Origin of the sequence: Gottfriedia acidiceleris, from assembly GCF_036421055.1 — a bacterium.
Taxonomy (GTDB): Bacteria; Bacillota; Bacilli; order Bacillales; family Bacillaceae_G; genus Gottfriedia; species Gottfriedia acidiceleris_C.
The window spans coordinates 271,329-292,930 of sequence record NZ_JAZGQS010000005.1 but is presented as its reverse complement, the minus strand read 5'-3'; the positions used below and the strand labels follow the sequence as shown (position 1 = coordinate 292,930).

The window sequence follows — 21,602 nt, the reverse complement described above, 5'->3', positions numbered from 1 at the left end:
GTAACTTTTTTTATATAAATCGTTTTTAATTTTCATTTAATCGATCAGTGACAGGCCACCATTTATGACCATCAACTGTCAATAAAGTATCAGCTTCGTTTGGCCCCATTGAACCAGAACGATAATTTGTAAGTGGTGCTAAATTATTGTCCCAAGCTTTTGAGATGACATCAACAAAGCTCCAAGAATATTTTACTTCATCCCAATGTGTAAAGTTTGTTCCATCACCTAACATACAATCATAAATTAAGCGCTCGTATGCTTCTGGTGTATTAATGCAATCAACGCAATTATTATTAAATGTTAATTGAATTGGCTTTGTGTAGCCTTCATCTGAGCCAGATCTTTTTGCATTTAATTGCAATGTAATACCTTCATCTGGTTGAATATGTATAATTAATAAATTTGGAGACATTGTCTCTTTTGTATTGTAATAAAGATTCATCGGTATATCTGAGAACTGAACAATGATCTTTGTAGATTTTGTCGCCATTCTTTTTCCAGTTCGAATATAGAATGGTACACCAGCCCATCTAAAATTATCGATAAACAGTTTGCCCGCAACAAAGGTTTCAGTTTGAGAATCAGGTGCAACATTGTTTTCATTTCTATATGCTGGAACTTCTTCACCGTTAATTACACCAGTATCATATTGTCCGCGAACAAAATAATCTTTTACTTCGTTTTCATCAATTTTACGAAGAGCTTTAAATACTTTAACTTTTTCACTACGAATTTCTTCAGTTGTTAATTTGATTGGAGGCTCCATAGCGAGTAGTGCCGCCATTTGAAGCATATGATTCTGAACCATATCTTTTAAAGCGCCCGAATTCTCATAGTATTTTCCACGGTCCTCTACACCAAGAATTTCACTAGAAGTAATTTGGATATTTGAAATAAATCGATTGTTCCAAAGCGGTTCAAACATGGCATTCGCAAAACGGATTACTTCTATATTTTGAACCATTTCTTTCCCTAAATAATGGTCGATACGATAGATTTGATTTTCTGAAAATGCTTCACGAATTTCATCATTCAATTCTATAGCACTCGGTAAATCATGTCCAAATGGTTTTTCGATGACAATTCGACTCCAACCTTCAGTATCAGCTAAACCATTTTGTTTTAACTGTTTAGCAATTGTTCCGAAAAATTCTGGTGCCATTGCAAGGAAGAAAACACGGTTACCAGGAATTAAATAATGATGATCTAAGTTTGTTAATAAATTTCCTAATTCTATATATGAAGACGGTTCTAATACTTCAAATTGATGGTAATAAAAATGAGATAAAAAGCTTTCAATCTCAGTCTCAGAGGAAGCAATAGATTGAATTGATTTTTTTACAGTTTCACGAAACTCATCATTTGACCAAGGTCTTCTACCTACACCGACAACTGCAAAACCTTCGTCAATTTTTTGACTTAAAAATAATCTATATATTGAAATAAAAAGCTTTCTTTTTGCTAGGTCTCCTGTTGCTCCAAAAATGACAATAACTGCTTTTGGGTTTACTTTAGTTTTCAATTCATTTACCTCACTTCTTAAACATAAATTACTAACTTATTTTAGTAATAATCATGGCTGATTATACAAAATATGTAAAATCACTTTCAAAAAAATAATTTGAAAGCATTTTCATTAATTACTAAAAAATAAATTAAATTTCCAAATTATTCATCTTATATCATAAACAAAACGAACAGATTCGTAAATAAGAGTCTTGATAATATTTAACTTTTTTCTTAATATTCCTTGTAAACATAGGGGATTTAAATGATTTGGATAATGCAAGTTTTTTCTTAATATAAGAAGTGATCTGTTATTATATGGTTAAAAATTAAAAATTAATTAAAAAATAATAAAGGAAATTTGTCAAAATCTCAGTTTTTTAGTAGAATTGTAATGTACCTTAATCGACATTTGGAAAATAAAGTAAAATTGAAATCGTAATGATTTCTGTTATACTGTTTTTTATAACCTTTTTTGATTGTAAATTCTGAATATAATCAAAAAGTAAATTATGGAAATGATGGGTAATTTATGAGAGTTCCATCGATATCTTAAATAAGCCAAGTAGTGCTTAAACCATTTAAAAAAATAAATGGTTTTGTTATTTTTAGTAAATTAAAAAACTTGGCAAAATTCTACTTCAAGGGGGACTTTTATTATGAAAAAAATTGGCTTAGCTTGGCAAATATTAATTGGTCTTGTTATCGGGATCATTGTAGGCGCAATTTTTTATGGGAATCCAAAGGTTGCTGACTTTTTACAACCAATTGGAGACATCTTTTTACGTCTGATTAAAATGATTGTAATACCAATCGTTGTTTCAAGTATCATTGTAGGTGTTGCTAGTGTTGGTGACACAAAAAAACTTGGCCGTTTAGGCGGAAAAACGATTCTGTACTTTGAAATTATTACAACAGTTGCAATTTTAATTGGATTATTAGTAGCGAATATCGTAAAACCAGGCGCTGGTGTAGATATGAGTATTCTTCACAAAACTGATATAAACACTTATGTTGAAACAGCAAAAGAAGTAAAAAGTCATGGTTTTGCAGATACATTTGTAAATATCGTACCGCCAAATATTTTTTCAGCTTTTGTTGAAGGAAATATGTTAGCAATTATCTTCTTCTCAGTACTGTTTGGTCTTGGAATTACAGCGGTTGGAGAAAGAGGAAAGCCAGTATTAGCATTTTTCCAAGGTACAGCTGATACAATGTTTTACATTACAAATCAAATTATGAAATTTGCTCCATTTGGTGTTTTTGCATTAATTGGTGTTACAGTTTCAAAGTTTGGAATAGAATCTTTAATTCCATTAGGGAAACTAGTTATAACTGTTTATATTACGATGGCATTCTTTATCGTTGTAGTATTGGGCTTAGTTGCTAAAATGGTAGGAGTTAATATATTTAAGTTCATTAAATTAATTAAAGATGAACTGATCTTAGCATATTCTACTGCGAGTTCTGAAACAGTTTTACCTAGAATTATGGAAAAAGTAGAAAAATTCGGAGTACCAAGATCAATTTCTTCATTCGTTATTCCGACTGGCTATTCATTCAATCTTGATGGATCAACTTTATATCAAGCATTAGCAGCAATTTTCATTGCTCAAATGTATGGTATTCATTTATCAATCACTGATCAAATTTCACTAATGTTAGTTTTAATGGTCACTTCAAAAGGTATCGCAGGTGTACCAGGCGTATCGTTTGTTGTATTATTAGCAACATTAGGTACAGTAGGAATTCCAGTTGAAGGTTTAGCATTTATTGCTGGTATTGACCGTATTCTAGATATGGCTAGAACAGCAGTAAACGTAGTAGGTAACTCTTTAGCAGCAGTTGTAATTGCTAAATGGGAACGCGTATTTAAACCAGAAGTGGTGAAGAATGATAATAACGTTGCTATGTAACGTATAATATAGAAAAGATATTTTAAATATAACTCTCAAATAAATTATCTAAAAACAACAGCCACAAGGAAAAAGAAATTCCTTGTGGCTTTTCTATTTTTATAGAAGTTTTTTTAAAGGGAAAAGTCTAAAAACATAGAATATTCTTAATTGTGTTTAATTTAAGTGCTAATTACGCGTCCTTTTGGAAGGGAACCAATTAAGGAGGATAAGATGACAAAATTACTAGATATTACGATAGGGAAACTATTAGAAGAAAAAGCGAAATTACATCCTACTCATGAGGCTGTTGTCTATGCGGATAGAGGTTTAAGGATGAATTACGAACAATTTGAAAACCACTGTAGAGAAGTAGCAAAAGGTTTGATGAGTCTTAGAATTCAAAAAGGCGATCATATTGCAATATGGTCTTCAAATACACCTGAATGGCTTACTTCACAATTTGCAACTGGTAAAATGGGTGGAGTTCTTGTTACAGTAAACACTAATTATCGTACTGCAGAGCTAGAATACTTGTTAAAGCAATCTGATTCAACAACCATTATTTTAATGGATCAATATAAAGACTCTTCATATATTGAAATGCTTTATGAAATTATACCAGAATTAAAGGATGCTGTTCCTGGAGAACTTCACAGCAGTCGACTGCCATTTTTACGAAATGTAATTGTTCTTGGTGAAAGAAAATACCCTGGAACATTCTCGTGGAATGAACTTATTTCCATGGCTAAAAATACTTCAGACATAGAATTGGATAAACGAATTGCAACAATGAGTCCTTATGATGTTATAAACATGCAATATACATCTGGAACGACTGGTTTCCCAAAAGGTGTAATGCTTACACACTCAAATATCGTCAATAATGGATTTAATATAGCTAATTGTATGGAGTTAACAAAGGCAGATCGTTTATGCATACCCGTTCCATTTTTCCATTGCTTTGGATGTGTTTTAGGCACCATGGCCTGTGTTACTGTCGGAGCAACGATGGTACCTGTTCAAGACTTCAATCCAAAAAGAGTACTTCAAACAGTACAAGATGAAAAATGTACTGGATTACATGGAGTTCCTACAATGTTTATCGCGGAATTAAATGAACCTGATTTTTCTAAATACGATTTATCAACATTACGAACTGGAATTATGGCAGGTTCAAATTGTCCAATTGAAGTTATGAAGGCAGTAATCGAAAAAATGGGAATAACTGAGATTACAATTGCATATGGACAAACGGAGTCTTCTCCAGTTATTACACAAACTAGAACGAATGATCCAATTGAGGTACGGGTTGAAACGGTTGGTAAGGCATTACCAAATGTTGAAGTGAAAATAGTAGAACCTGGCACTTCTAATGAGGTACCACGTGGAGTACAAGGTGAACTTTGTACTAGAGGCTATCATGTAATGAAAGGCTACTACAAAAATGAAGAAGCTACTCTTACTGCAATTGATGAGGATGGATGGTTACATACAGGAGATTTAGCAATCATGGATGAGAATGGCTATTGCAAAGTTACAGGTAGGCTCAAAGACATGATTATCCGTGGTGGGGAAAACATTTACCCTCGTGAAATAGAAGAATTTTTATATACTCATCCAGATGTGTTAGATGTTCAAGTTGTTGGAGTTCCCGATGATGTATATGGGGAAGAAGTGATGGCTTGCATTATTCTTAAAGAAGGAATAAAAATTACATCAGAAGATATTCGAATGTACTGTAAAGGAAAAATTTCAAAACATAAAATTCCTCGATATATAGAATTTGTAAAAGAGTATCCTATGACTGCCTCAGGAAAAATACAGAAATTCCGACTAAGAGAGCAAGCAGTAGAAACTGCCTCAAAACAAGTTTAATTAAACAGATTTAATCAAGAAGAAATAGCAAAGTGAAACAGAAAGCTTTGCTATTTTTTCATTATTTATTTGTAAGGAATATTCAAATAATTAACCGTATTATGGTAAAATGTGGAGACAATAAATTTAAAGGGGATACAAATTTGAAACTACGAAAAAAGGAATCTTCATGGCAAACTTTTAAAATAATAGTCTATTCTTTTACAATCGCATTAATTGTTAAGATTTTTATTTTTTCACCCTTTATTGTTCAAGGTGCTTCGATGCAACCAACCCTACATAATCAGGATTATTTGTTTGTTAACAAAGTCTCATTTCATATTTCATCAATAAATAGAGGTGAAGTAGTCATTATAAAAAAACAAAATGACCCTAAGTATTATGTTAAAAGAATCATTGGTTTGCCAAGTGACAAAGTTAATTTAACGAATGGGCTCCTATATATTAATGGAAAACATATAACTGAAAACTATTTAAACGACCATTTAAAAAATGTCTATAAAGAATATCTTCAATTTAATCAAGTTAAAGTACCTAGCGGGTCATATTTAGTAATGGGTGATAATCGGCTAAATAGTAAAGATAGCAGAAATGGATTAGGGTATATTAAGCAGTCTGAAATAGTCGGCAAAGTTGAAGGCGTTTTTTTTCCTTTTGATCGAGTAAGAATAATACATTAAAAGAAAAAGTAAAATGAATTAAAAAAGGTTTTTTAAAATTAGAAAAAGGTTTTTCATTAAAATTTCATTTTCATTATATAAAGTAAAAAAGTAACAAAATTGATACTTACAGGTATTTTAAGCTGTATTTAAGGAAATAAATCTTAAATATAAGAATAAATTAATCAAAACTGAAAGTAGGAATATATAATGAAAAAAAGTGAAGAGCTGTTATTGGAGGAAGAAATTACAATTAAGAAGAATAATTGGTTATTAATGATCGTAGCGATCATCACGATACCTTTTTTAGTAATAAATATGTAATACGTAAAAGCCTGGAATAGTAAAATACCAGGCTTTTACGCTGTTTAAAGACAATTAAATTAAATTTTCGTAAAAGAAGAATCGCGATCCTGTGGGGTCTCAGGCTTCCTTGATTGTCCATAGGAGTCACCCCTTTAGTTCCAATCAAATTGTTCATCAAAAAATGGATAGATAAAAACCAATCTAATATCCTTTTCTTAAAGTAAAATTACTGTTTCATTTCAGTTTAATGGTGAATTCGTATCGAACAACAACTATAAAACTACACGGACTCATTTAACATTTAAATAATTAATAGATTATTAAAAATAAGAATTTATCATCAAAAATATACACTGAATTTCTACTAATCAAAACTGGACAACAATTTAATTGACTTCATACCTATCTGGGTATATTATTCAATTTATCTAATGTGAAAATTTTACTAAGAAAGGAAAGATTTTTATGACTTATGATGATCAAATAAAAAATAGAGTAAAAAGAATTGAAGGGCAGCTTCGAGGCATTTTAAAAATGATGGATGAGGATAAAGGGTGTAAAGATGTTATCACTCAATTATCAGCAGTAAGAGCAGCAATGGATCGTACAATTGGAGTCATCGTAAGTACAAATCTAATTGAATGTGTAAGATTAGCTGATGAAAATGGAGAAAATGCTGAAGAGCTAGTAAAAGAAGCAGTTAACTTATTAGTAAAAAGTAGATAAAAAACATTCGTAAAACCTATCATTGCCCCAAAAATATTTCTGAATATCATCTTCTTGAAAGTAGGTCTTAAATGGAAATGTTAAATATTCTAATCATCGTATTAATTGCTTATTTTCTAGTACAAACTTTTCTTCCAATTAAAGGGGTTAAGCAAATTTCAACAAATGAATTAAAAAATGAATTGAAAAGTAAGGAAAAACAATTCATTGATGTTAGAACACCTGCAGAATATAAAGGAAGACATATTAAGGAATTCAAAAATATTCCGCTGCATTTGTTAAAGCAAAATTTAAATCATCTTTCAAAAGATCAAGAAACAATCATTATTTGCCAGAGTGGAATGAGAAGTAAAAAAGCATGTAAAGTTCTAAAAAAAATGGGTTATACCAATATTACAAATGTAAAAGGCGGAATGAGTTCCTGGTCTTTATAAAGGAGAATAATGAATGAGAGAAATTACAGCAGAAAAACTAGAAGATCTATTAAAGAATGGAAAATCACTTAATATCATTGATGTTCGAGAGGCTGATGAAGTAGCAAACGGGATGATCCCAGGTGCAACGCATATTCCACTTGGTTTAATCGAATTTCGCATGGCGGATTTAGATAAAAATAATGAATACATTGTTGTCTGTCATGCTGGTGGCAGAAGTAGTCGAGCAGTACAGTTTTTAGAAAGCCATGGATTTAATGTTGTGAATATGACTGGTGGTATGCTTGCTTGGACAGGAGAAATTGAATAAAAAAATGATTAAAATTGCTTATAAATTAATATAGGCAATTTTTTTATTTCGATTGAAAGATCGCCGCATAACTAGTTTTATCGTTCATGAGTAAGGAGATTAGCTAGCTAATAAGTTTGTTTATTGAGTAAGTAAAAAGGAAAAAAAGCAGAGATATAGGACCTCATGAAGGTGTTATGAGTAAGCAAAAAAACGAAAAGCTGATTAAGTCCTTCAAAACTTTCTATTAAAATGCACATTAAATCGGACAAGCTATTGATATAAAAACAGAATATTCTTATAATTAATTAAAATCTAATGTAACAAAAAACAAAAAAAATACAATGTTTATCTTCTATCTGGTTTAACTTATTTGAACAATCTATTTTTATTCTAATATAAAGGGTGTTCAGATGAATCAAGTTAATGAATTAGAAAGTATTACCTATCCGTTTAAAGAGCAGATTTATCGTTACTCTAATAATTCTATTCTATTAGATCCACCTGAAAGCATCGAGATTACTCCTAAATATGAGAATGAAATAAAATTAAAAAGAAGCTTGGTACACAATTCACCTAGCAGTTGTTATCAAGCACTTCCTACTAGTTTTGAAGAGCAATGGGAGATTGTAGAATTAATTATAAATCATTTAATAAGGTATTATCCAAATTATTTAGAAGTTCATAAGACGCCTGAATATTGGACTATTTATAATAAGATTCTAATGGAGGAGGAACAATTACAGCTTTGGGAATCGAAGTTCGGTTTTAGGAAAACCTTTGAATTTCATAGGTAGACACGTCCAAGAGGATTTAATTTATATGAGTCAACGAGATGGCGACTTATTTTTAGATGCTGGACATCTCTATTTCCTTCTAATTGGTCACTTACTTTTAAACTAGGAATGAGATTGAAAGAGATACATCATCCAATCCCTATGTTTAGTGAAAATTCATTAGAGATCGAATTCTCCGTTTCTTAAAAAATATTGAACAAGGAACTCCTTGGAATCGTAAAAATTGGTCACTAATGGCAGGAAAAAGATTAGATACTTCATTAGAAACATTGAATCAATGGGGTAAAGAAAGAAAAAAAGTTACAGTTGATAATGTCGGGAATTTTGTCCATTTACGTGTTGAAGTTCAAAAAGTTATTTAGGTTGGCTACTAGTAATGGGCTCCTATTTACGATTCATACTCACTTATTACCACTAGAGCAATTAAGCTTAAATAAGGAATGGTTAGAGCAATTTTATAAAATTCTATGTGAATTACCGGATTTCATTTTAGATTATAAAGGAATCTCTACATATAAAAAAGAAGTAATAACATATTTAAAAAATAAACTTGATGAAGTTGGGTAGAATGCGATGAATAATTTAATAGTTGAAAGAGCTAGTTTTATAGATGGAAAAAGAAAATATTTAATCTGTTCGAATCATAGGGGGAGGCCGTTAATTCAGCCAATTTTAGAAAGGTTACTTGAGAAAAACTATTCTTTTGATTTTGTCTTCATCGGATTCGATTCAAGTCCAGAACAATTGCAAAATAATCTTAAAACTTGGTTGCAAAGTCAGAAAATGGGTAGTTATTTATATCTAGCTTTAAGTAAAGAAGAGCTTAAAAATTTGCGACCAATTCTAGAAGATGTTGGATTTTTTGAAGATGAAGTACAATATGTTGGATATGGTGAATTGAACTCGAAGGTTTTTTGTTGTCGCTGTCATAGTTTAACTGAATTAAAAAATTTAGAAATTGGTAATGAAGTTCAGTGTCAAAACTGTTATTTATTACTTTCAGTTTCTGACCATTATTCTGTCCATTATGACGCATATTTAGGAAATATCGCTAAATTGTAGATGGGAGTGAATGGATTGATTGAGAATACGATACTAGTTCGTGTTAATGAAATAAAGCAAATAACACAACAGGTTAAAGAATTTAGTTTTATTCCAATTGATGAATTTAATCTTCCAACTTTTAGTGGAGGTTCTCATATTAATACATATGTAGCTGCAGAAAATGAGATTATTTGCAGACCTTATTCTTTAGTTCATCATTCACTTATTAATAACACTTATAAAATTGCCATTCATTTAAGTTCGGAATCAAGGGGCGGTTCAAAATTTTGGCATGAACGAATGAAAGTAGGTGATCGACTACGCATTAGCTATCCAAAAAATCATTTTCCATTAAGTTCAAGAGCGAAACATCATGTGTTTTATGCGGCAGGTATTGGCATAACGCCATTTTTATCGATGATGAAAGAATTAAAGGGTAAGAATAAATCTTTTGAACTTCACTATACTTCCGCAACAAAATCAAATAGTGCATTTTACGATTTTTTAAATGAATATTATAGAGAAGAGACTACTTTTTACTTTACGAAAGAGCTTAATTCTAGTCGAATAAAAGTTGAAACGCTTTTAGACCATTCAATCGGTACTCATGTATATTTTTGTGGTCCGAATCGGTTTATTTCGCAATTTAATGAATCAGCATATGCATTTGGCTATCCGAAATCAAGTGTCCATATTGAGGTTTTTACACCACAATTATTGGCTAAATCAAGACCTTTTGAGGTAAGGCTGGCAAATGGTATGACAAAACAAGTGCCCGTTGATAAAACTTTATTAGATGTTTTACTCGATGAGGGCTTAAAAGTATCCTATTCCTGTAGGGTTGGTAGATGTGGGACATGCGAAGTAAATGTGGTCGATGGTCAAATTGAGCATCACGACTACATATTGGATGAGGATCAAAGAAAAAGTAATAAAATGATTTTACCCTGTGTCTCTAGGGCTAAATCAAATCAAATAATTCTTGAGATATAGTGTTCAATTTTAGTTAAACAGCTAGACTGCCTATTTGGTAGACTAGCTGTTTTATTTTTATACTTTTTTAGAAAAAACTAAAATCATAATCTATTTATAAGTTAGAGGATTTAAAAAATACGTAATTTTCATAATTTTAAAGGATTTCCGAAAGCATTTGTCGAAATTTTAATTATTCTTTGCATTTATATTCTTAATGAAAAGAAAATTCGACTTTATTACTTAGATAATTTCGATGATCTAATTTATTTTTACATCTTATTAAATTAAGAGTTAAAGAAAGGAGTGGCTTTATACATGTCAGAAAATACGAAAACTTCGAACCATCACTTGGAAGAGAATTTATTTGCTGAATTTCCAAAGCCTACTGTACAAGAGTGGAGAGATGTTGTTGAAAAATCCTTAAAAGGAGCCACTATTGAGGAAAAACTTGTAACAAAAACGTATGAAGAAATAAATTTGAAGCCGATGTATGGCCAAGAAGATATCGCTAACTGTCCTTATTTAAACGCACAACCAGGAGAATTTCCTTTCGTTAGAGGAACAAGTGAACAAGGCTATCTTGAAAAGCCATGGGAAATTAGTCAGGAAATAGATTGTTCAACGCCTGAGGAGTTCAATCTTGTTGCAAAACATGATTTAGACAAAGGTCAAACGATGTTAAAGATTCAACTTAATGAGTCTTTTGAAACGAACAGTAAAAATAATCTTTCAAAAAAAGGGTTAATCTTAACATCTATGAATGATTTTAGAATAGCCTTTCAAAATATAAATTTAGAGGAAGTCCCTTTATATATTGAAACAGTTAGCGGCGGACAAGCATTTTTTGGGTCATTTGTCGCATATTTGCAACAACAAAATTACGATTTTAATAAAATAAATGGATTTATTGGTATGGATCCGATTAGTAATTTAGTGAAAGAAGGGACACTTCCTTATTCTCTTGAAAATGCTTACAAAATGATGGCTGAGATCACAAAATGGTCGGTTAGACATACTGCAAATTTAAGAAATATTTTAGTGCAGTCACATCCTTATCACGATGCTGGGGGAAATGCAGTGCAAGAATTAGCATTTGCAATTTCTACTGGTTTAGAGTATTTACGCGAAATGGATAAACTACAAATTCAACTTGATGATGCAGCTACGAAAATACTATTCTCGTTTTCTGTCGGATCGAACTTCTTTATGGAAATCGCAAAATTAAGAGCAGCTAGAATGATTTGGGCAAGAATGATCAAAGAATTAGGTGGGAATGAAGCTTCACAAAAAATGACTATTCATTCTCGTACATCTGCATGGACGAAAACGATTTATGATCCTTATGTAAATATACTTAGAGGAACTGTTGAAGCTTTTGCAGGCGTAATTGGAGGATCTGATTCACTTCATGTTTCACCATTCGATGAATCGATTAAATCGTCTGATGAGTTTTCTAGACGTATTGCGAGAAATACACATTTAATTCTTGAAAAAGAATCAAATTTATCAAAAGTCGCTGATCCAGCGGGTGGTTCTTGGTATATAGAATCACTTACTTACTCTTTGGCGGAAAAAGCATGGGAACTATTCCAAAAGATTGAAGAAAAGGGTGGGTTGGTTAAAGCAATACAAGAAGGCTTCCCTCAAGCATTAGTTAGACAGGTTGCAGAAAAAAAATCGAGCAACATTAAAAATAGAAAAGATAAGTTTATTGGGACTAATATTTATCCAAATCTGAATGAAAAAGGGATAGAGAAAAAAGAATTGGACCTTAAAGAAATTAAAGTGAATAAAGTAAACTTGGAGAGCAGTTTTGAACAATTAACCTTACAGAGTGGTTGTTCAGTTGAGAATATTATTGATGCAGCAAGTAATGGCGCAACAATAACGAGCATTTTAACTGCAATGAATTTAATAAACTCAGAACTTCCTAGAGTTAATCAATTAAACATACATCGTGGTGCGCAACCATATGAATTATTGCGCCAAAATTCTCAAAACTATAAAAATAGTACAGGTGAATTCCCAACTGTTTTTGTAGCTAATTTTGGACAAGTTGCAGCATATAAACCTCGAACGGACTTTGTGACTGATTTCTTTGAAGTTGGAGGATTTAAGGTTCTTCAAAATAAAGGCTTTGCATCAATTGATGAAATAATTGGTGCTTTTAAAAAATCAGAATCGACAATTGCTGTCATTTGTTCAACTGATGATCAATATGTAAAGGTTGTACCTTCTATTACAAATCAGATTAAGACAATTAATCCGAATGCAAAAGTACTTTTAGCAGGAAAACCATCAAAAGAGGATATGAATCTATATAAAGAAGTTGGTATTGATGATTTCATTCATATCAGTGTAAATAGTTTCGAGAAGTTGCAAAATCTTCAAAAGGATGGAGGGATTATGAAATGAACAAACTAACAGACTTTACAAAGATGCCATTTAATACAACATTTTCAGCACCAAATATCGCACCTCCTAAAAAAATGCTAGGAATTCATGATGATTGGAAAACGTTAGAACAAATAGATGTAAAACCATTATATGACTCAAATGATCTTAATCAAATGGATCATTTAGGTTACGTTTCGGGAATTGCTCCGTTTCTACGTGGACCTTACCCTGCGATGTATATCAATAAGCCTTGGACAATTCGTCAATATGCTGGCTTTTCAACTGCAGAAGAGAGTAATGCATTTTACCGAAGAAATTTAGCTGCTGGTCAAAAAGGCTTATCGATAGCGTTTGATTTAGCTACACACCGTGGATATGATTCAGATCATCCTCGTGTTGAAGGGGATGTTGGAAAAGCAGGGGTTGCAATTGATTCAATCCTTGATATGAAAATTTTATTTGATGGTATTCCTTTAGATAAAATGTCAGTTTCAATGACAATGAATGGTGCAGTACTTCCCGTTTTAGCATTTTATATTGTTGCTGCTGAAGAACAAGGGGTACATCAATCACAGCTTACAGGAACGATTCAAAACGATATTTTGAAAGAATATATGGTGAGAAATACTTATATTTATCCACCAGAAGCATCAATGCGTATTATTGCTGATATTTTTTCTTATACTTCACAACATATGCCAAAATTCAACAGCATTAGTATATCTGGATACCATATGCAAGAAGCAGGGGCAACTGCAGATATCGAATTAGGCTATACTTTGGCAAATGGATTGGAATATGTTCGAACTGGTTTAAAAGCAGGAATCGATATTGATTCGTTTGCTCCTCGTTTATCATTTTTCTGGGGAATTGGAATGAACTATTTCATGGAAATTGCAAAAATGAGAGCAGCACGTTTACTTTGGGCTAAATTGATCAAATCATTTGATCCAAAGAACGAAAAATCGATGGCTCTAAGAACGCATTCACAAACATCTGGTTGGAGTTTAACCGAACAAGATCCATTTAATAATGTGACTCGTACTTGTATTGAAGCGATGGCTGCTGTGTTAGGACATACTCAATCACTACATACGAATGCTTTAGATGAAGCAATCGCATTACCAACTGATTTCTCTGCTCGTATTGCCCGTAATACGCAGCTTTATTTACAAGAAGAAACTGGGATTTGTAATGTAGTGGACCCTTGGGGAGGCTCATATTACGTTGAAACGTTAACAAATGAATTAGTTCAAAAAGCTTGGGCACATATTCAAGAGGTTGAGTCGTTAGGTGGTATGGCAAAAGCGATTGAAACTGGTTTACCAAAGATGAGAATCGAAGAAGCCGCAGCAAGACGTCAAGCTCACATTGATTCAGGTAAAGAAACAATTATTGGCGTTAATAAATACCGTCTTGAAAAAGAAGATCCATTAGATGTTTTAGAAGTTGACAATACTGCGGTTCGTGAAGCGCAAATTTTGCGATTACAAGAGCTTCGAGCTTCGAGAGATGAGACGAAAGTTCAGTCAGCATTAGCCGCAATAACTGAGGCAGCTGAGTCTGGGGAAGGTAATTTGTTAGCGCTTGCAATTGAGGCTGCTAGAGCTCGTGCAACATTAGGTGAAATATCAGATGCTTATGAAAAAGTAGTCGGTAGACATAAAGCTGTTATCCGTTCAATTATGGGAGTTTATAGTGCGGAATACGGTGAAAAAGATGAGATTGAGATTGTGCGCAAAATGGCTGATGATTTTGAAGAAAAAGAAGGTCGTCGTCCTCGTATTATGATTGCTAAGCTGGGACAAGACGGTCATGATCGTGGAGCGAAAGTAATTGCAACAGCATTTGCTGATTTAGGCTTTGATGTAGATATCGGTCCATTATTCCAAACACCAGCGGAAACGGCACTTCAAGCAGTTGAAAACGATGTTCATGTTATCGGAATGAGTTCTTTAGCAGGAGGCCATAAAACGCTACTTCCACAATTGATGGAAGAGTTAAAAAAACTAGGTCGACAAGACATTGTCCTTGTTGCTGGTGGGGTAATACCAGCAGGGGACTATGAGTTTTTATTGAAGAACGGAGCGGCGGCAATCTTCGGACCAGGTACTGTTATCCCAGTTGCGGCACAAAAGGTTATTGAAGAAATTAATCGCCGACTTGAGGATTCGATATAAATGGATTACGAAAACAAAAGAAAGAAAAAGCTTTCAGAAGACGACTATGTAAGTGGGGTACTTGAAGGCAATCGAACTATTTTAGCACAAACAATTACCCTTATAGAAAGTAATTCGTCAGCACATATGAATTCTGCACAAAATGTGTTGACGAGGTTACTTCCTCATTCAGGTCGTTCGATCCGGATTGGAATAACTGGGGTTCCAGGAGCCGGTAAAAGTAGTTTAATCGAAAGTTTTGGAACATACTTGTGTGAACAAGGTCATAAAGTAGCCGTTTTAACGATCGATCCAAGTAGCACAATTACTAAAGGTAGTATTTTAGGAGACAAAACAAGAATGGATTCTCTTTCAAAGAATCCCAATGCATTTATTAGACCTTCTGCATCTGGTGGGTCTCTTGGTGGGATTGCACGCAAAACAAGAGAATCAATGCTAGTATGCGAAGCAGCAGGCTATGATGTGATTTTAATCGAAACTGTCGGTGTTGGACAAAGTGAAGTACAAGTTCGTTCTATGGTAGATTTTTTTCTTTTAGTTATGCTAACTGGAGCAGGAGATGAGTTACAAGGAATTAAAAAAGGCATCATGGAATTAGCAGATTCTATTGTGATCAATAAAGCCGATGGACAAAACATATTAAAGGCCAAAGCGGCTAAGGCTGAATTTAATCGAATCCTTCATTTATTACAGCCTTCAACTCCTGGTTGGTCTAGTAAAGCATATACAGCTTCCGCATTACTTGGAGAAGGTATCGAAGAAATTTGGAATGAAATTAATGCTTTCAAAGATTTAACAACTGAATCTGGCTATTTTTCTATGCGCCGTCAAAAACAAATGATTGATTGGATGTATAACATGGTTTTTGAACAGTTGAAACACAGTTTTATGAATCATGAAAGTGTAAAACTAAATTTAAAAACGATTGAAAGCTCAATTATAAATGGTGAATTGACAGCAACTTCAGCTGCAAACTATTTATTATCCATTTTTGAAGGCAATAGGAAGGAGACATTGTAATGCATGAGACTAGTCCAAAAAAAATAAATCATATTGGAATTGCAGTAAGAGATTTAGAATCTTCTATTCAATTGTATACGAATGTACTTGGCTTAAAACTTAAAGGAATTGAAACTGTTGAAAGTGAAAAAGTACGAGTAGCATTTATCGAAATCGGTGAAGTGAAAATTGAACTTTTAGAAGCAACAAGCCCAGAAAGCCCAATTGCAAAGTTTATTGAGAAAAAAGGTGAAGGAATTCACCATATCGCTTTGGAAACAGAAAACTGTGAGAAACAGCTTGAAATGATAAAAGAACACGGAATAAAACTAATAAATGAAGTTCCAAAAAAGGGTGCGCACGATAGCTTAGTTGCATTCCTTCATCCAAATTCAACAAATAAAGTATTGTTCGAGCTATGCCAACCATCATCTAGTGTTAACGGAAAGGAAGTTGAATAAAGTTATGACGACAGCGTATGAGAAAATTAATGAATTAATGGATCGAAAGAGAGTCATTGAACTAGGCGGTGGAGATGAACGAATAGATTCACAGCATAATAGAGGGAAATTAACTGCTAGAGAACGTATTAATCTTTTATTAGATGAAGATACTTTTGTCGAATTAAATCCTTTTATTAAACATCGCGCTACTAATTTTGGAATGGATAAAATGGATAGTCCGGGTGAAGGTGTTGTCACAGGTTACGGTAAAGTCCATGGACGGTTAGTATATGTTTTTGCACAAGATTTTACAGTATTTGGTGGAGCATTAGGTGAAATGCATGCTATAAAAATTGCAAAAGCTATGGATTTAGCTGCAAAAGTAGGTGCTCCATTTATTGGCTTAAACGATTCTGGTGGTGCTAGAATACAAGAAGGAGTAGTTTCTTTAGACGGTTACGGTCATGTGTTTTATCGTAATTCAATCTATTCTGGCGTTATTCCGCAAATATCTGTCATAATGGGACCATGTGCAGGAGGAGCAGTCTATTCACCAGCTATTACTGATTTTGTTTTTATGGTTGAAAAGACAAGCCAAATGTTTATTACAGGTCCAAAAGTAATTGAAACAATTACTGGAGAAAAAATTACAACGGAAAATCTTGGTGGGGCAAAAGTTCATTCTTCGATTAGCGGAGTAGCTCATTTCACCGAAGAATCAGAACCTGAAATATTAGAACAGGTACGCAGATTAATCAGTTTTTTACCTCAAAATAATAGTGAAAAACCAGAAGGAGTTCCATTCTTCGAAAAAGATGATTGGAGAGAAGATCTAATTGATCTAGTTCCAATCGAATCTACGAAAGTTTACGATGTAAGAAAAGTAATTGAACAAATTCTTGATAATGGAGACTTCATGGAAGTTCAATCAAATTTTGCGAAGAACATCGTTATTGGATTTGGTCGAATTGATGGACACAGTGTTGGAATCATAGCAAACCAGCCTAAAGTAATGGCAGGTGGTCTTGACATTAATTCTTCTGATAAACTTTCAAGATTTATCCGTTTCTGTGATTCATTTAATATTCCTTTAATAACATTTGAAGATGTAACAGGCTTCTTCCCAGGTGTAAACCAGGAGCATGGAGGAATTATTCGTCACGGCGCTAAAATTTTATATGCATATTCAGAAGCTACTGTTCCAAAAATTACTGTAATCTTAAGAAAAGCATATGGAGGGGCATACGTAGCAATGAATTCTAAAGCAATTGGTGCGGATGTAGTATATGCTTGGCCAAATGCAGAAATTGCCGTAATGGGACCAGAAGGTGCAGCAAATATTATCTTTGCAAAAGAAATTAATCAAAGTATCGATCCAATTGCAACACGTGCTGAAAAAATTTCAGAATACAGAGAAATGTTTGCAAACCCATATGTTGCAGCTTCTCACGGCATGGTCGATGATGTTATTGATCCAAGAGAAACACGTAAGGTCTTAAAACAATCCTTAGAAATGTTAAGTACAAAAAGTGAAACTCGACCTAAGAAGAAACATGGGAATATCCCGCTTTAAACATTAGGGGATGATAATCACTAAACAGACTATACTATGAATATTTTGATCTAGGTAACAGTCCTTAATACAATAGAAAGACTAGATATACTTTAAGATTAGTATATCTAGTTTTTTTGTGAGAAAATGTTAAAAATTGCATGTTAATAAAAACTACAATTGTATTGACAAATAAAAATATTTGTGATACAATTAAATATTTTAGTGTTGACTGAAAGGGCTGATACCGTTACGATAGTATTTGGAAATGATTACTTAATACAGTTCAGGAGTGATAGTATGCTTAGTAACAGTAAGATTCAAATGTTAAGTATTACAATGAATTCAGGTGGTATGACAAATACAATTCATCCAACATTAATTTGGGATGACGCAGATGTGGTATTAATTGATACTGGTTATCCAGGACAATTAAACGAATTCAGAAATTGTTTTGAACAAGTAGGAGTACCATTGGAAAAACTAAACAAAATACTGATTACTCATCAAGATATTGATCATATTGGGAGTCTATCTGAAATCGTAGAAGAGTCTACTAACAAAATTGAAGTCTATGCGAGTGAAGTAGAAAAACCTTATATTCAAGGTGATAAGTTACTTATTAAAATTACACCCGAAAAAATTGAAAAAGCTGTAGCGTCATTGCCATCTGATATAACAGATGAATTTCGAAAAGCATTTAAAAATAGATTAGAAAACCCGCCCAATGGTAATGTTGACCAGATTGTTATACCAGGAAATGATTTGGCGATTTGTGGTGGTATTACTGTTATTGACACTGCTGGGCATACACCAGGACATGTAAGTTTTTATCATAAAGAGTCGAAAACATTAATTGCCGGAGATGCACTAATCATTGAAAATGGTCAATTAAACCCATCAAACCCTCAATACACATTTGAAATTGAACAATCCTTAAAATCAATCGAGGCATTATTGTCATTAGATATTGAAAAAGTGATTTGCTATCATGGTGGTTTATTTGAGGGGAATGTACAAGAAAGATTAAGTCAAATCATTAAATAAAATTGTCAAAAAATATTTTTGGAGGTTAGAAAAATGAGCAACAAGAATTATCAAGAATTAATTAAGGATCGTGTCTTTTTCGGTGGAGCAGATGACGTTAAAGAGATGATGGAAAACGAAAATGCAGATATTGTTTTTGATCTTAGAGTAAAAAATTACGAAGTTGACCCCAAAATTAACCGTGTACATACTCCGATTGTAGATGATAAAGACGAACAAGCAGAAACGCTTAAAAGAGCGATTGATCATGTAGTAGATGCTTATCAAAATTATCAAAAAGTGTATTTCCATTGTGGTGGTGGTAATACTCGTGCTGGTACAGTGGCAATAGGTGCATTAATTGCACTAAACAAAGCTGAAACAATTGAAGAAGCTGAAGAATTGGCTAGATCAATACGTCCTACAATTAAATCGAATCCTGATATGAAGGAATCGTTAAAAAAGATATTTCCTAATGCTTAAATAAAAATAAAAAAAACGCTAATTATACAAATCCTTTTGTATCATTTAGCGTTTTTTATTAAGAAATACCATTTAAATGATCTTTTACACACTTTATGAATTCATTTCTGTCACTTGTATTTTCTTTCGTAATAGGAGATATTACCCAAAAGTCTTGATAAATATAATCTGTTTCTTTAATTGGGATTATTTTTAATTCGCCACTTAATACTTCAGGAAAATATTTTAAAGTTGTATTATGCACAAAAGTAAATACGCGTCCTTCCTTAATAATTTCAATCAGTGTCATAGTACGATTCGATTTAAGAACAATCTCATTTTTAAATTTTTTAGCTAATTGTACAAAATTTTTATTAGAAAAAGTATACATTACGACTTTTTGATGAAGTAACTCTTCAGCTGTAACATAATCTAATTCAAATAAAGGAGAATTTTTGCCTACTATAATGCACACAATTCCTTTACTTAAGAATTCGAATTTAATATTATTTTCCTTTTCTAATTCCGCTTTTGAAGATACAACTAACGCTAAGTCATAGTCCTCTTTTGTTAAATTGTTAATAATTTGAGGTGTACCTTGTTCAATTAATTCAATAGTAGCTCCATTGTTTTTGCCAGAGTATTTTTTTAAAACATCGTGAATTGTATAAGTAAAAGTAGGTGCACATGCAATTTTCATATGTTTTACTCTTGTTTCCTTAAAATCCGCAAGCTGTTCTTTTAATTCTTTTAAATTCTTTAAAATTTCAATTGATCTAGATAATACTAACTCTCCCTCAAAAGTTAACGTAATGCCGCCTCTAGAACGATTAAATATATTTATTTCTAATTCTCTTTCAAGTTGAGTAATGGCTTGACTAACTCCAGAAGGAGAAATATGCAATTTTTTAGCTGCTTTCGAAATCGACTTCTCATTCGCGATACTAACAACATATTCTAGTTGTTCAAAGTTCATATTTACCTCCTAATACAAAAACTAATATATTCTATCCTAACAATAGTTTAATATATTTAAGTGCTTTACATTGTTAAGTTTTACTTAACAATAGCTTAACATATTAGAAATATAATTTCCGCCTTAATCGATGTAAAATACTACTTAATTCCACAAAACTTTATAGGAATAATTAGAATTAGGCAATGAAATTTCAGTAACTAAAATCTAGTTACTGCTGAAAGTTGGGTATAAAAATGTTTACTAACAATGAATTTAATCACCTAGAAAATAAAACATTTATTTTTGTTGAAAATATTCTTTTCGTATCTGGAATATGTACAATTTTAGAACACCATAATCTAGTTGCTAGAAAAATAGATTTCCATGAAATAAATACAAGCAATCTAAATGAATCATTTTTTATTTGTCATGTGAAAATTGAAGAGATGGAAGTAAAATCTCAGCTTTTAAAATTAATTGATAAAAACATTAATATAGTAATCATTAAAAATAATTTAGATTATAAGGAAATTGAAAGTTTGATGAAAATTGGGGTAAATGGAATTTGCTTAACTGACATTGATGAACAATATTTACTTTATATAGTAAGACAAGTTCAAAAAGGTCAATTCTTCTTAGATTCTCGATTAACAAATTTAATCATTCAAGAAAATACACGACTGCTTGAGACAGGAAACAAAAAGAGAGAACTAGATTATGAAGCTATGAATAATCTTTTGACGAAAAGAGAAATTGAAATTTTACAACTTTTAGCTCTTGGATATTCCAATATACAAATAGGATCTGAATTATTTATTTCGAGTAAAACTGTTAAAAATCATGTTTCAAATATCATTCAAAAATTACAAGTATCTGATCGATTAAATGCTGTGATTTTTGCAATCAGAAATAATTGGATTTCGTTTGATTAAGTAAAAAATTATTAAATTATCGTAACAAAATCGAGCACACTTACGTTCCGATGTACGTTATCCTTTAAGGAACGTTTACTGTTGTATACTTCAAAAAACACTAATCTTTTGCATAAAAAGATTAGTGTTTTTTGAAGTTTT

The 21,602-nt window shown here is 32.2% G+C and carries 20 protein-coding genes and 1 pseudogene; 19 read left to right on the top strand and 2 right to left on the bottom strand.

The features are described 5' to 3' along the window. Positions 1 to 25: 25 nt before the first annotated feature. Positions 26 to 1,525, bottom strand: a complete 1,500-nt coding sequence (zwf, locus tag RAH41_RS10345) for a glucose-6-phosphate dehydrogenase (protein WP_331222337.1) — start codon at positions 1,523 to 1,525, stop codon at positions 26 to 28. Between the two features lie 643 nt (positions 1,526 to 2,168). On the opposite strand from zwf, the gene RAH41_RS10340 reads away from it, so the two are divergent. The 18 genes and pseudogenes from RAH41_RS10340 (at position 2,169) to RAH41_RS10255 (ending at position 19,592) form a co-directional block, all read left to right on the top strand. Continuing rightward, positions 2,169 to 3,425, top strand: coding sequence for a cation:dicarboxylate symporter family transporter (locus RAH41_RS10340; protein WP_331222335.1), 1,257 nt, complete (start codon positions 2,169 to 2,171; stop codon positions 3,423 to 3,425). A 213-nt stretch (positions 3,426 to 3,638) separates the two neighbouring features. Further along, entirely contained in the window at positions 3,639 to 5,282 is a 1,644-nt protein-coding gene (locus tag RAH41_RS10335; protein WP_331222333.1) for an AMP-binding protein, read from the top strand. 143 nt (positions 5,283 to 5,425) lie between these two features. Further along, a complete protein-coding gene (gene lepB, locus RAH41_RS10330) occupies positions 5,426 to 5,962 on the top strand; it encodes a signal peptidase I (RefSeq protein WP_331222331.1) in 537 nt (178 codons plus the stop codon). A 750-nt stretch (positions 5,963 to 6,712) separates the two neighbouring features. Further along, entirely contained in the window at positions 6,713 to 6,973 is a 261-nt protein-coding gene (locus RAH41_RS10325) for a metal-sensitive transcriptional regulator (protein ID WP_331222329.1), read from the top strand. Between the two features lie 71 nt (positions 6,974 to 7,044). Next, complete coding sequence (locus RAH41_RS10320) at positions 7,045 to 7,407, top strand: rhodanese-like domain-containing protein (RefSeq protein ID WP_331222326.1); 363 nt, start codon at positions 7,045 to 7,047, stop codon at positions 7,405 to 7,407. 13 nt (positions 7,408 to 7,420) lie between these two features. Next, positions 7,421 to 7,717, top strand: coding sequence for a rhodanese-like domain-containing protein (locus tag RAH41_RS10315; protein WP_331222325.1), 297 nt, complete (start codon positions 7,421 to 7,423; stop codon positions 7,715 to 7,717). A gap of 392 nt (positions 7,718 to 8,109) precedes the next feature. Then, positions 8,110 to 8,679: pseudogene (locus RAH41_RS10310) on the top strand (heme-dependent oxidative N-demethylase subunit alpha family protein). Further along, positions 8,652 to 8,855 carry a heme-dependent oxidative N-demethylase subunit alpha family protein gene (locus tag RAH41_RS10305; protein WP_331222442.1) on the top strand — a complete coding sequence of 68 codons (204 nt, stop codon included), beginning with the start codon at positions 8,652 to 8,654 and terminating at the stop codon, positions 8,853 to 8,855. The pseudogene RAH41_RS10310 and the gene RAH41_RS10305 overlap by 28 nt, the downstream one beginning before the upstream one ends. Before the next feature lies 1 nt (position 8,856). After that, entirely contained in the window at positions 8,857 to 9,060 is a 204-nt protein-coding gene (locus tag RAH41_RS10300; RefSeq protein ID WP_331222324.1) for a heme-dependent oxidative N-demethylase subunit alpha family protein, read from the top strand. A 6-nt stretch (positions 9,061 to 9,066) separates the two neighbouring features. Then, on the top strand, positions 9,067 to 9,555 hold the full coding sequence (locus RAH41_RS10295) for a hypothetical protein (RefSeq protein ID WP_331222322.1): 489 nt from the start codon (positions 9,067 to 9,069) through the stop codon (positions 9,553 to 9,555). Positions 9,556 to 9,570: 15 nt separating this feature from the next. Further along, positions 9,571 to 10,530: a PDR/VanB family oxidoreductase gene (locus RAH41_RS10290; RefSeq protein WP_331222321.1), complete on the top strand. Its 960-nt coding sequence runs from the start codon at positions 9,571 to 9,573 to the stop codon at positions 10,528 to 10,530. Positions 10,531 to 10,827: 297 nt separating this feature from the next. Further along, the gene (locus tag RAH41_RS10285) at positions 10,828 to 12,927 is read left to right on the top strand and encodes a methylmalonyl-CoA mutase family protein (protein ID WP_331222320.1); all 2,100 of its coding nucleotides are present in this window, start codon (positions 10,828 to 10,830) and stop codon (positions 12,925 to 12,927) included. Next, complete coding sequence (gene scpA / locus RAH41_RS10280; protein WP_331222318.1) at positions 12,924 to 15,089, top strand: methylmalonyl-CoA mutase; 2,166 nt, start codon at positions 12,924 to 12,926, stop codon at positions 15,087 to 15,089. Before RAH41_RS10285 ends, scpA begins: the two co-directional genes overlap by 4 nt. Then, the gene (gene meaB / locus RAH41_RS10275; protein WP_331222317.1) at positions 15,090 to 16,109 is read left to right on the top strand and encodes a methylmalonyl Co-A mutase-associated GTPase MeaB; all 1,020 of its coding nucleotides are present in this window, start codon (positions 15,090 to 15,092) and stop codon (positions 16,107 to 16,109) included. It begins immediately after the preceding gene. Further along, the gene (gene mce / locus RAH41_RS10270) at positions 16,109 to 16,549 is read left to right on the top strand and encodes a methylmalonyl-CoA epimerase (RefSeq protein ID WP_331222315.1); all 441 of its coding nucleotides are present in this window, start codon (positions 16,109 to 16,111) and stop codon (positions 16,547 to 16,549) included. Before meaB ends, mce begins: the two co-directional genes overlap by 1 nt. Before the next feature lie 4 nt (positions 16,550 to 16,553). Further along, positions 16,554 to 18,104, top strand: a complete 1,551-nt coding sequence (locus RAH41_RS10265) for an acyl-CoA carboxylase subunit beta (RefSeq protein WP_331222441.1) — start codon at positions 16,554 to 16,556, stop codon at positions 18,102 to 18,104. Between the two features lie 279 nt (positions 18,105 to 18,383). Then, positions 18,384 to 19,130: an MBL fold metallo-hydrolase gene (locus tag RAH41_RS10260; protein WP_331222313.1), complete on the top strand. Its 747-nt coding sequence runs from the start codon at positions 18,384 to 18,386 to the stop codon at positions 19,128 to 19,130. 33 nt (positions 19,131 to 19,163) lie between these two features. Beyond that, positions 19,164 to 19,592: a protein-tyrosine phosphatase family protein gene (locus tag RAH41_RS10255; protein WP_331222311.1), complete on the top strand. Its 429-nt coding sequence runs from the start codon at positions 19,164 to 19,166 to the stop codon at positions 19,590 to 19,592. Positions 19,593 to 19,650: 58 nt separating this feature from the next. Here the strand turns inward: RAH41_RS10255 and RAH41_RS10250 are convergent, their stop codons facing one another. Next, the gene (locus RAH41_RS10250; protein ID WP_331222310.1) at positions 19,651 to 20,547 is read right to left on the bottom strand and encodes a LysR family transcriptional regulator; all 897 of its coding nucleotides are present in this window, start codon (positions 20,545 to 20,547) and stop codon (positions 19,651 to 19,653) included. Positions 20,548 to 20,783: 236 nt separating this feature from the next. On the opposite strand from RAH41_RS10250, the gene RAH41_RS10245 reads away from it, so the two are divergent. Continuing rightward, on the top strand, positions 20,784 to 21,461 hold the full coding sequence (locus RAH41_RS10245; RefSeq protein WP_331222309.1) for a response regulator transcription factor: 678 nt from the start codon (positions 20,784 to 20,786) through the stop codon (positions 21,459 to 21,461). Positions 21,462 to 21,602 lie beyond the last annotated feature (141 nt).

Bases quoted from the DNA above. Each gene is read 5' to 3' on its own strand.
- RAH41_RS10340 (WP_331222335.1), top strand. From the start codon at position 2,169: ATGAAAAAAATTGGCTTAGCTTGGCAAATATTAATTGGTCTTGTTATC.
- RAH41_RS10335 (WP_331222333.1), top strand. From the start codon at position 3,639: ATGACAAAATTACTAGATATTACGATAGGGAAACTATTAGAAGAAAAA.
- RAH41_RS10325 (WP_331222329.1), top strand. From the start codon at position 6,713: ATGACTTATGATGATCAAATAAAAAATAGAGTAAAAAGAATTGAAGGG.
- RAH41_RS10320 (WP_331222326.1), top strand. From the start codon at position 7,045: ATGGAAATGTTAAATATTCTAATCATCGTATTAATTGCTTATTTTCTA.
- RAH41_RS10315 (WP_331222325.1), top strand. From the start codon at position 7,421: ATGAGAGAAATTACAGCAGAAAAACTAGAAGATCTATTAAAGAATGGA.
- RAH41_RS10295 (WP_331222322.1), top strand. From the start codon at position 9,067: ATGAATAATTTAATAGTTGAAAGAGCTAGTTTTATAGATGGAAAAAGA.
- RAH41_RS10285 (WP_331222320.1), top strand. From the start codon at position 10,828: ATGTCAGAAAATACGAAAACTTCGAACCATCACTTGGAAGAGAATTTA.
- scpA (WP_331222318.1), top strand. From the start codon at position 12,924: ATGAACAAACTAACAGACTTTACAAAGATGCCATTTAATACAACATTT.
- meaB (WP_331222317.1), top strand. From the start codon at position 15,090: ATGGATTACGAAAACAAAAGAAAGAAAAAGCTTTCAGAAGACGACTAT.
- mce (WP_331222315.1), top strand. From the start codon at position 16,109: ATGCATGAGACTAGTCCAAAAAAAATAAATCATATTGGAATTGCAGTA.
- RAH41_RS10265 (WP_331222441.1), top strand. From the start codon at position 16,554: ATGACGACAGCGTATGAGAAAATTAATGAATTAATGGATCGAAAGAGA.
- RAH41_RS10260 (WP_331222313.1), top strand. From the start codon at position 18,384: ATGCTTAGTAACAGTAAGATTCAAATGTTAAGTATTACAATGAATTCA.
- RAH41_RS10255 (WP_331222311.1), top strand. From the start codon at position 19,164: ATGAGCAACAAGAATTATCAAGAATTAATTAAGGATCGTGTCTTTTTC.
- RAH41_RS10250 (WP_331222310.1), bottom strand. From the start codon at position 20,547: ATGAACTTTGAACAACTAGAATATGTTGTTAGTATCGCGAATGAGAAG.
- RAH41_RS10245 (WP_331222309.1), top strand. From the start codon at position 20,784: ATGTTTACTAACAATGAATTTAATCACCTAGAAAATAAAACATTTATT.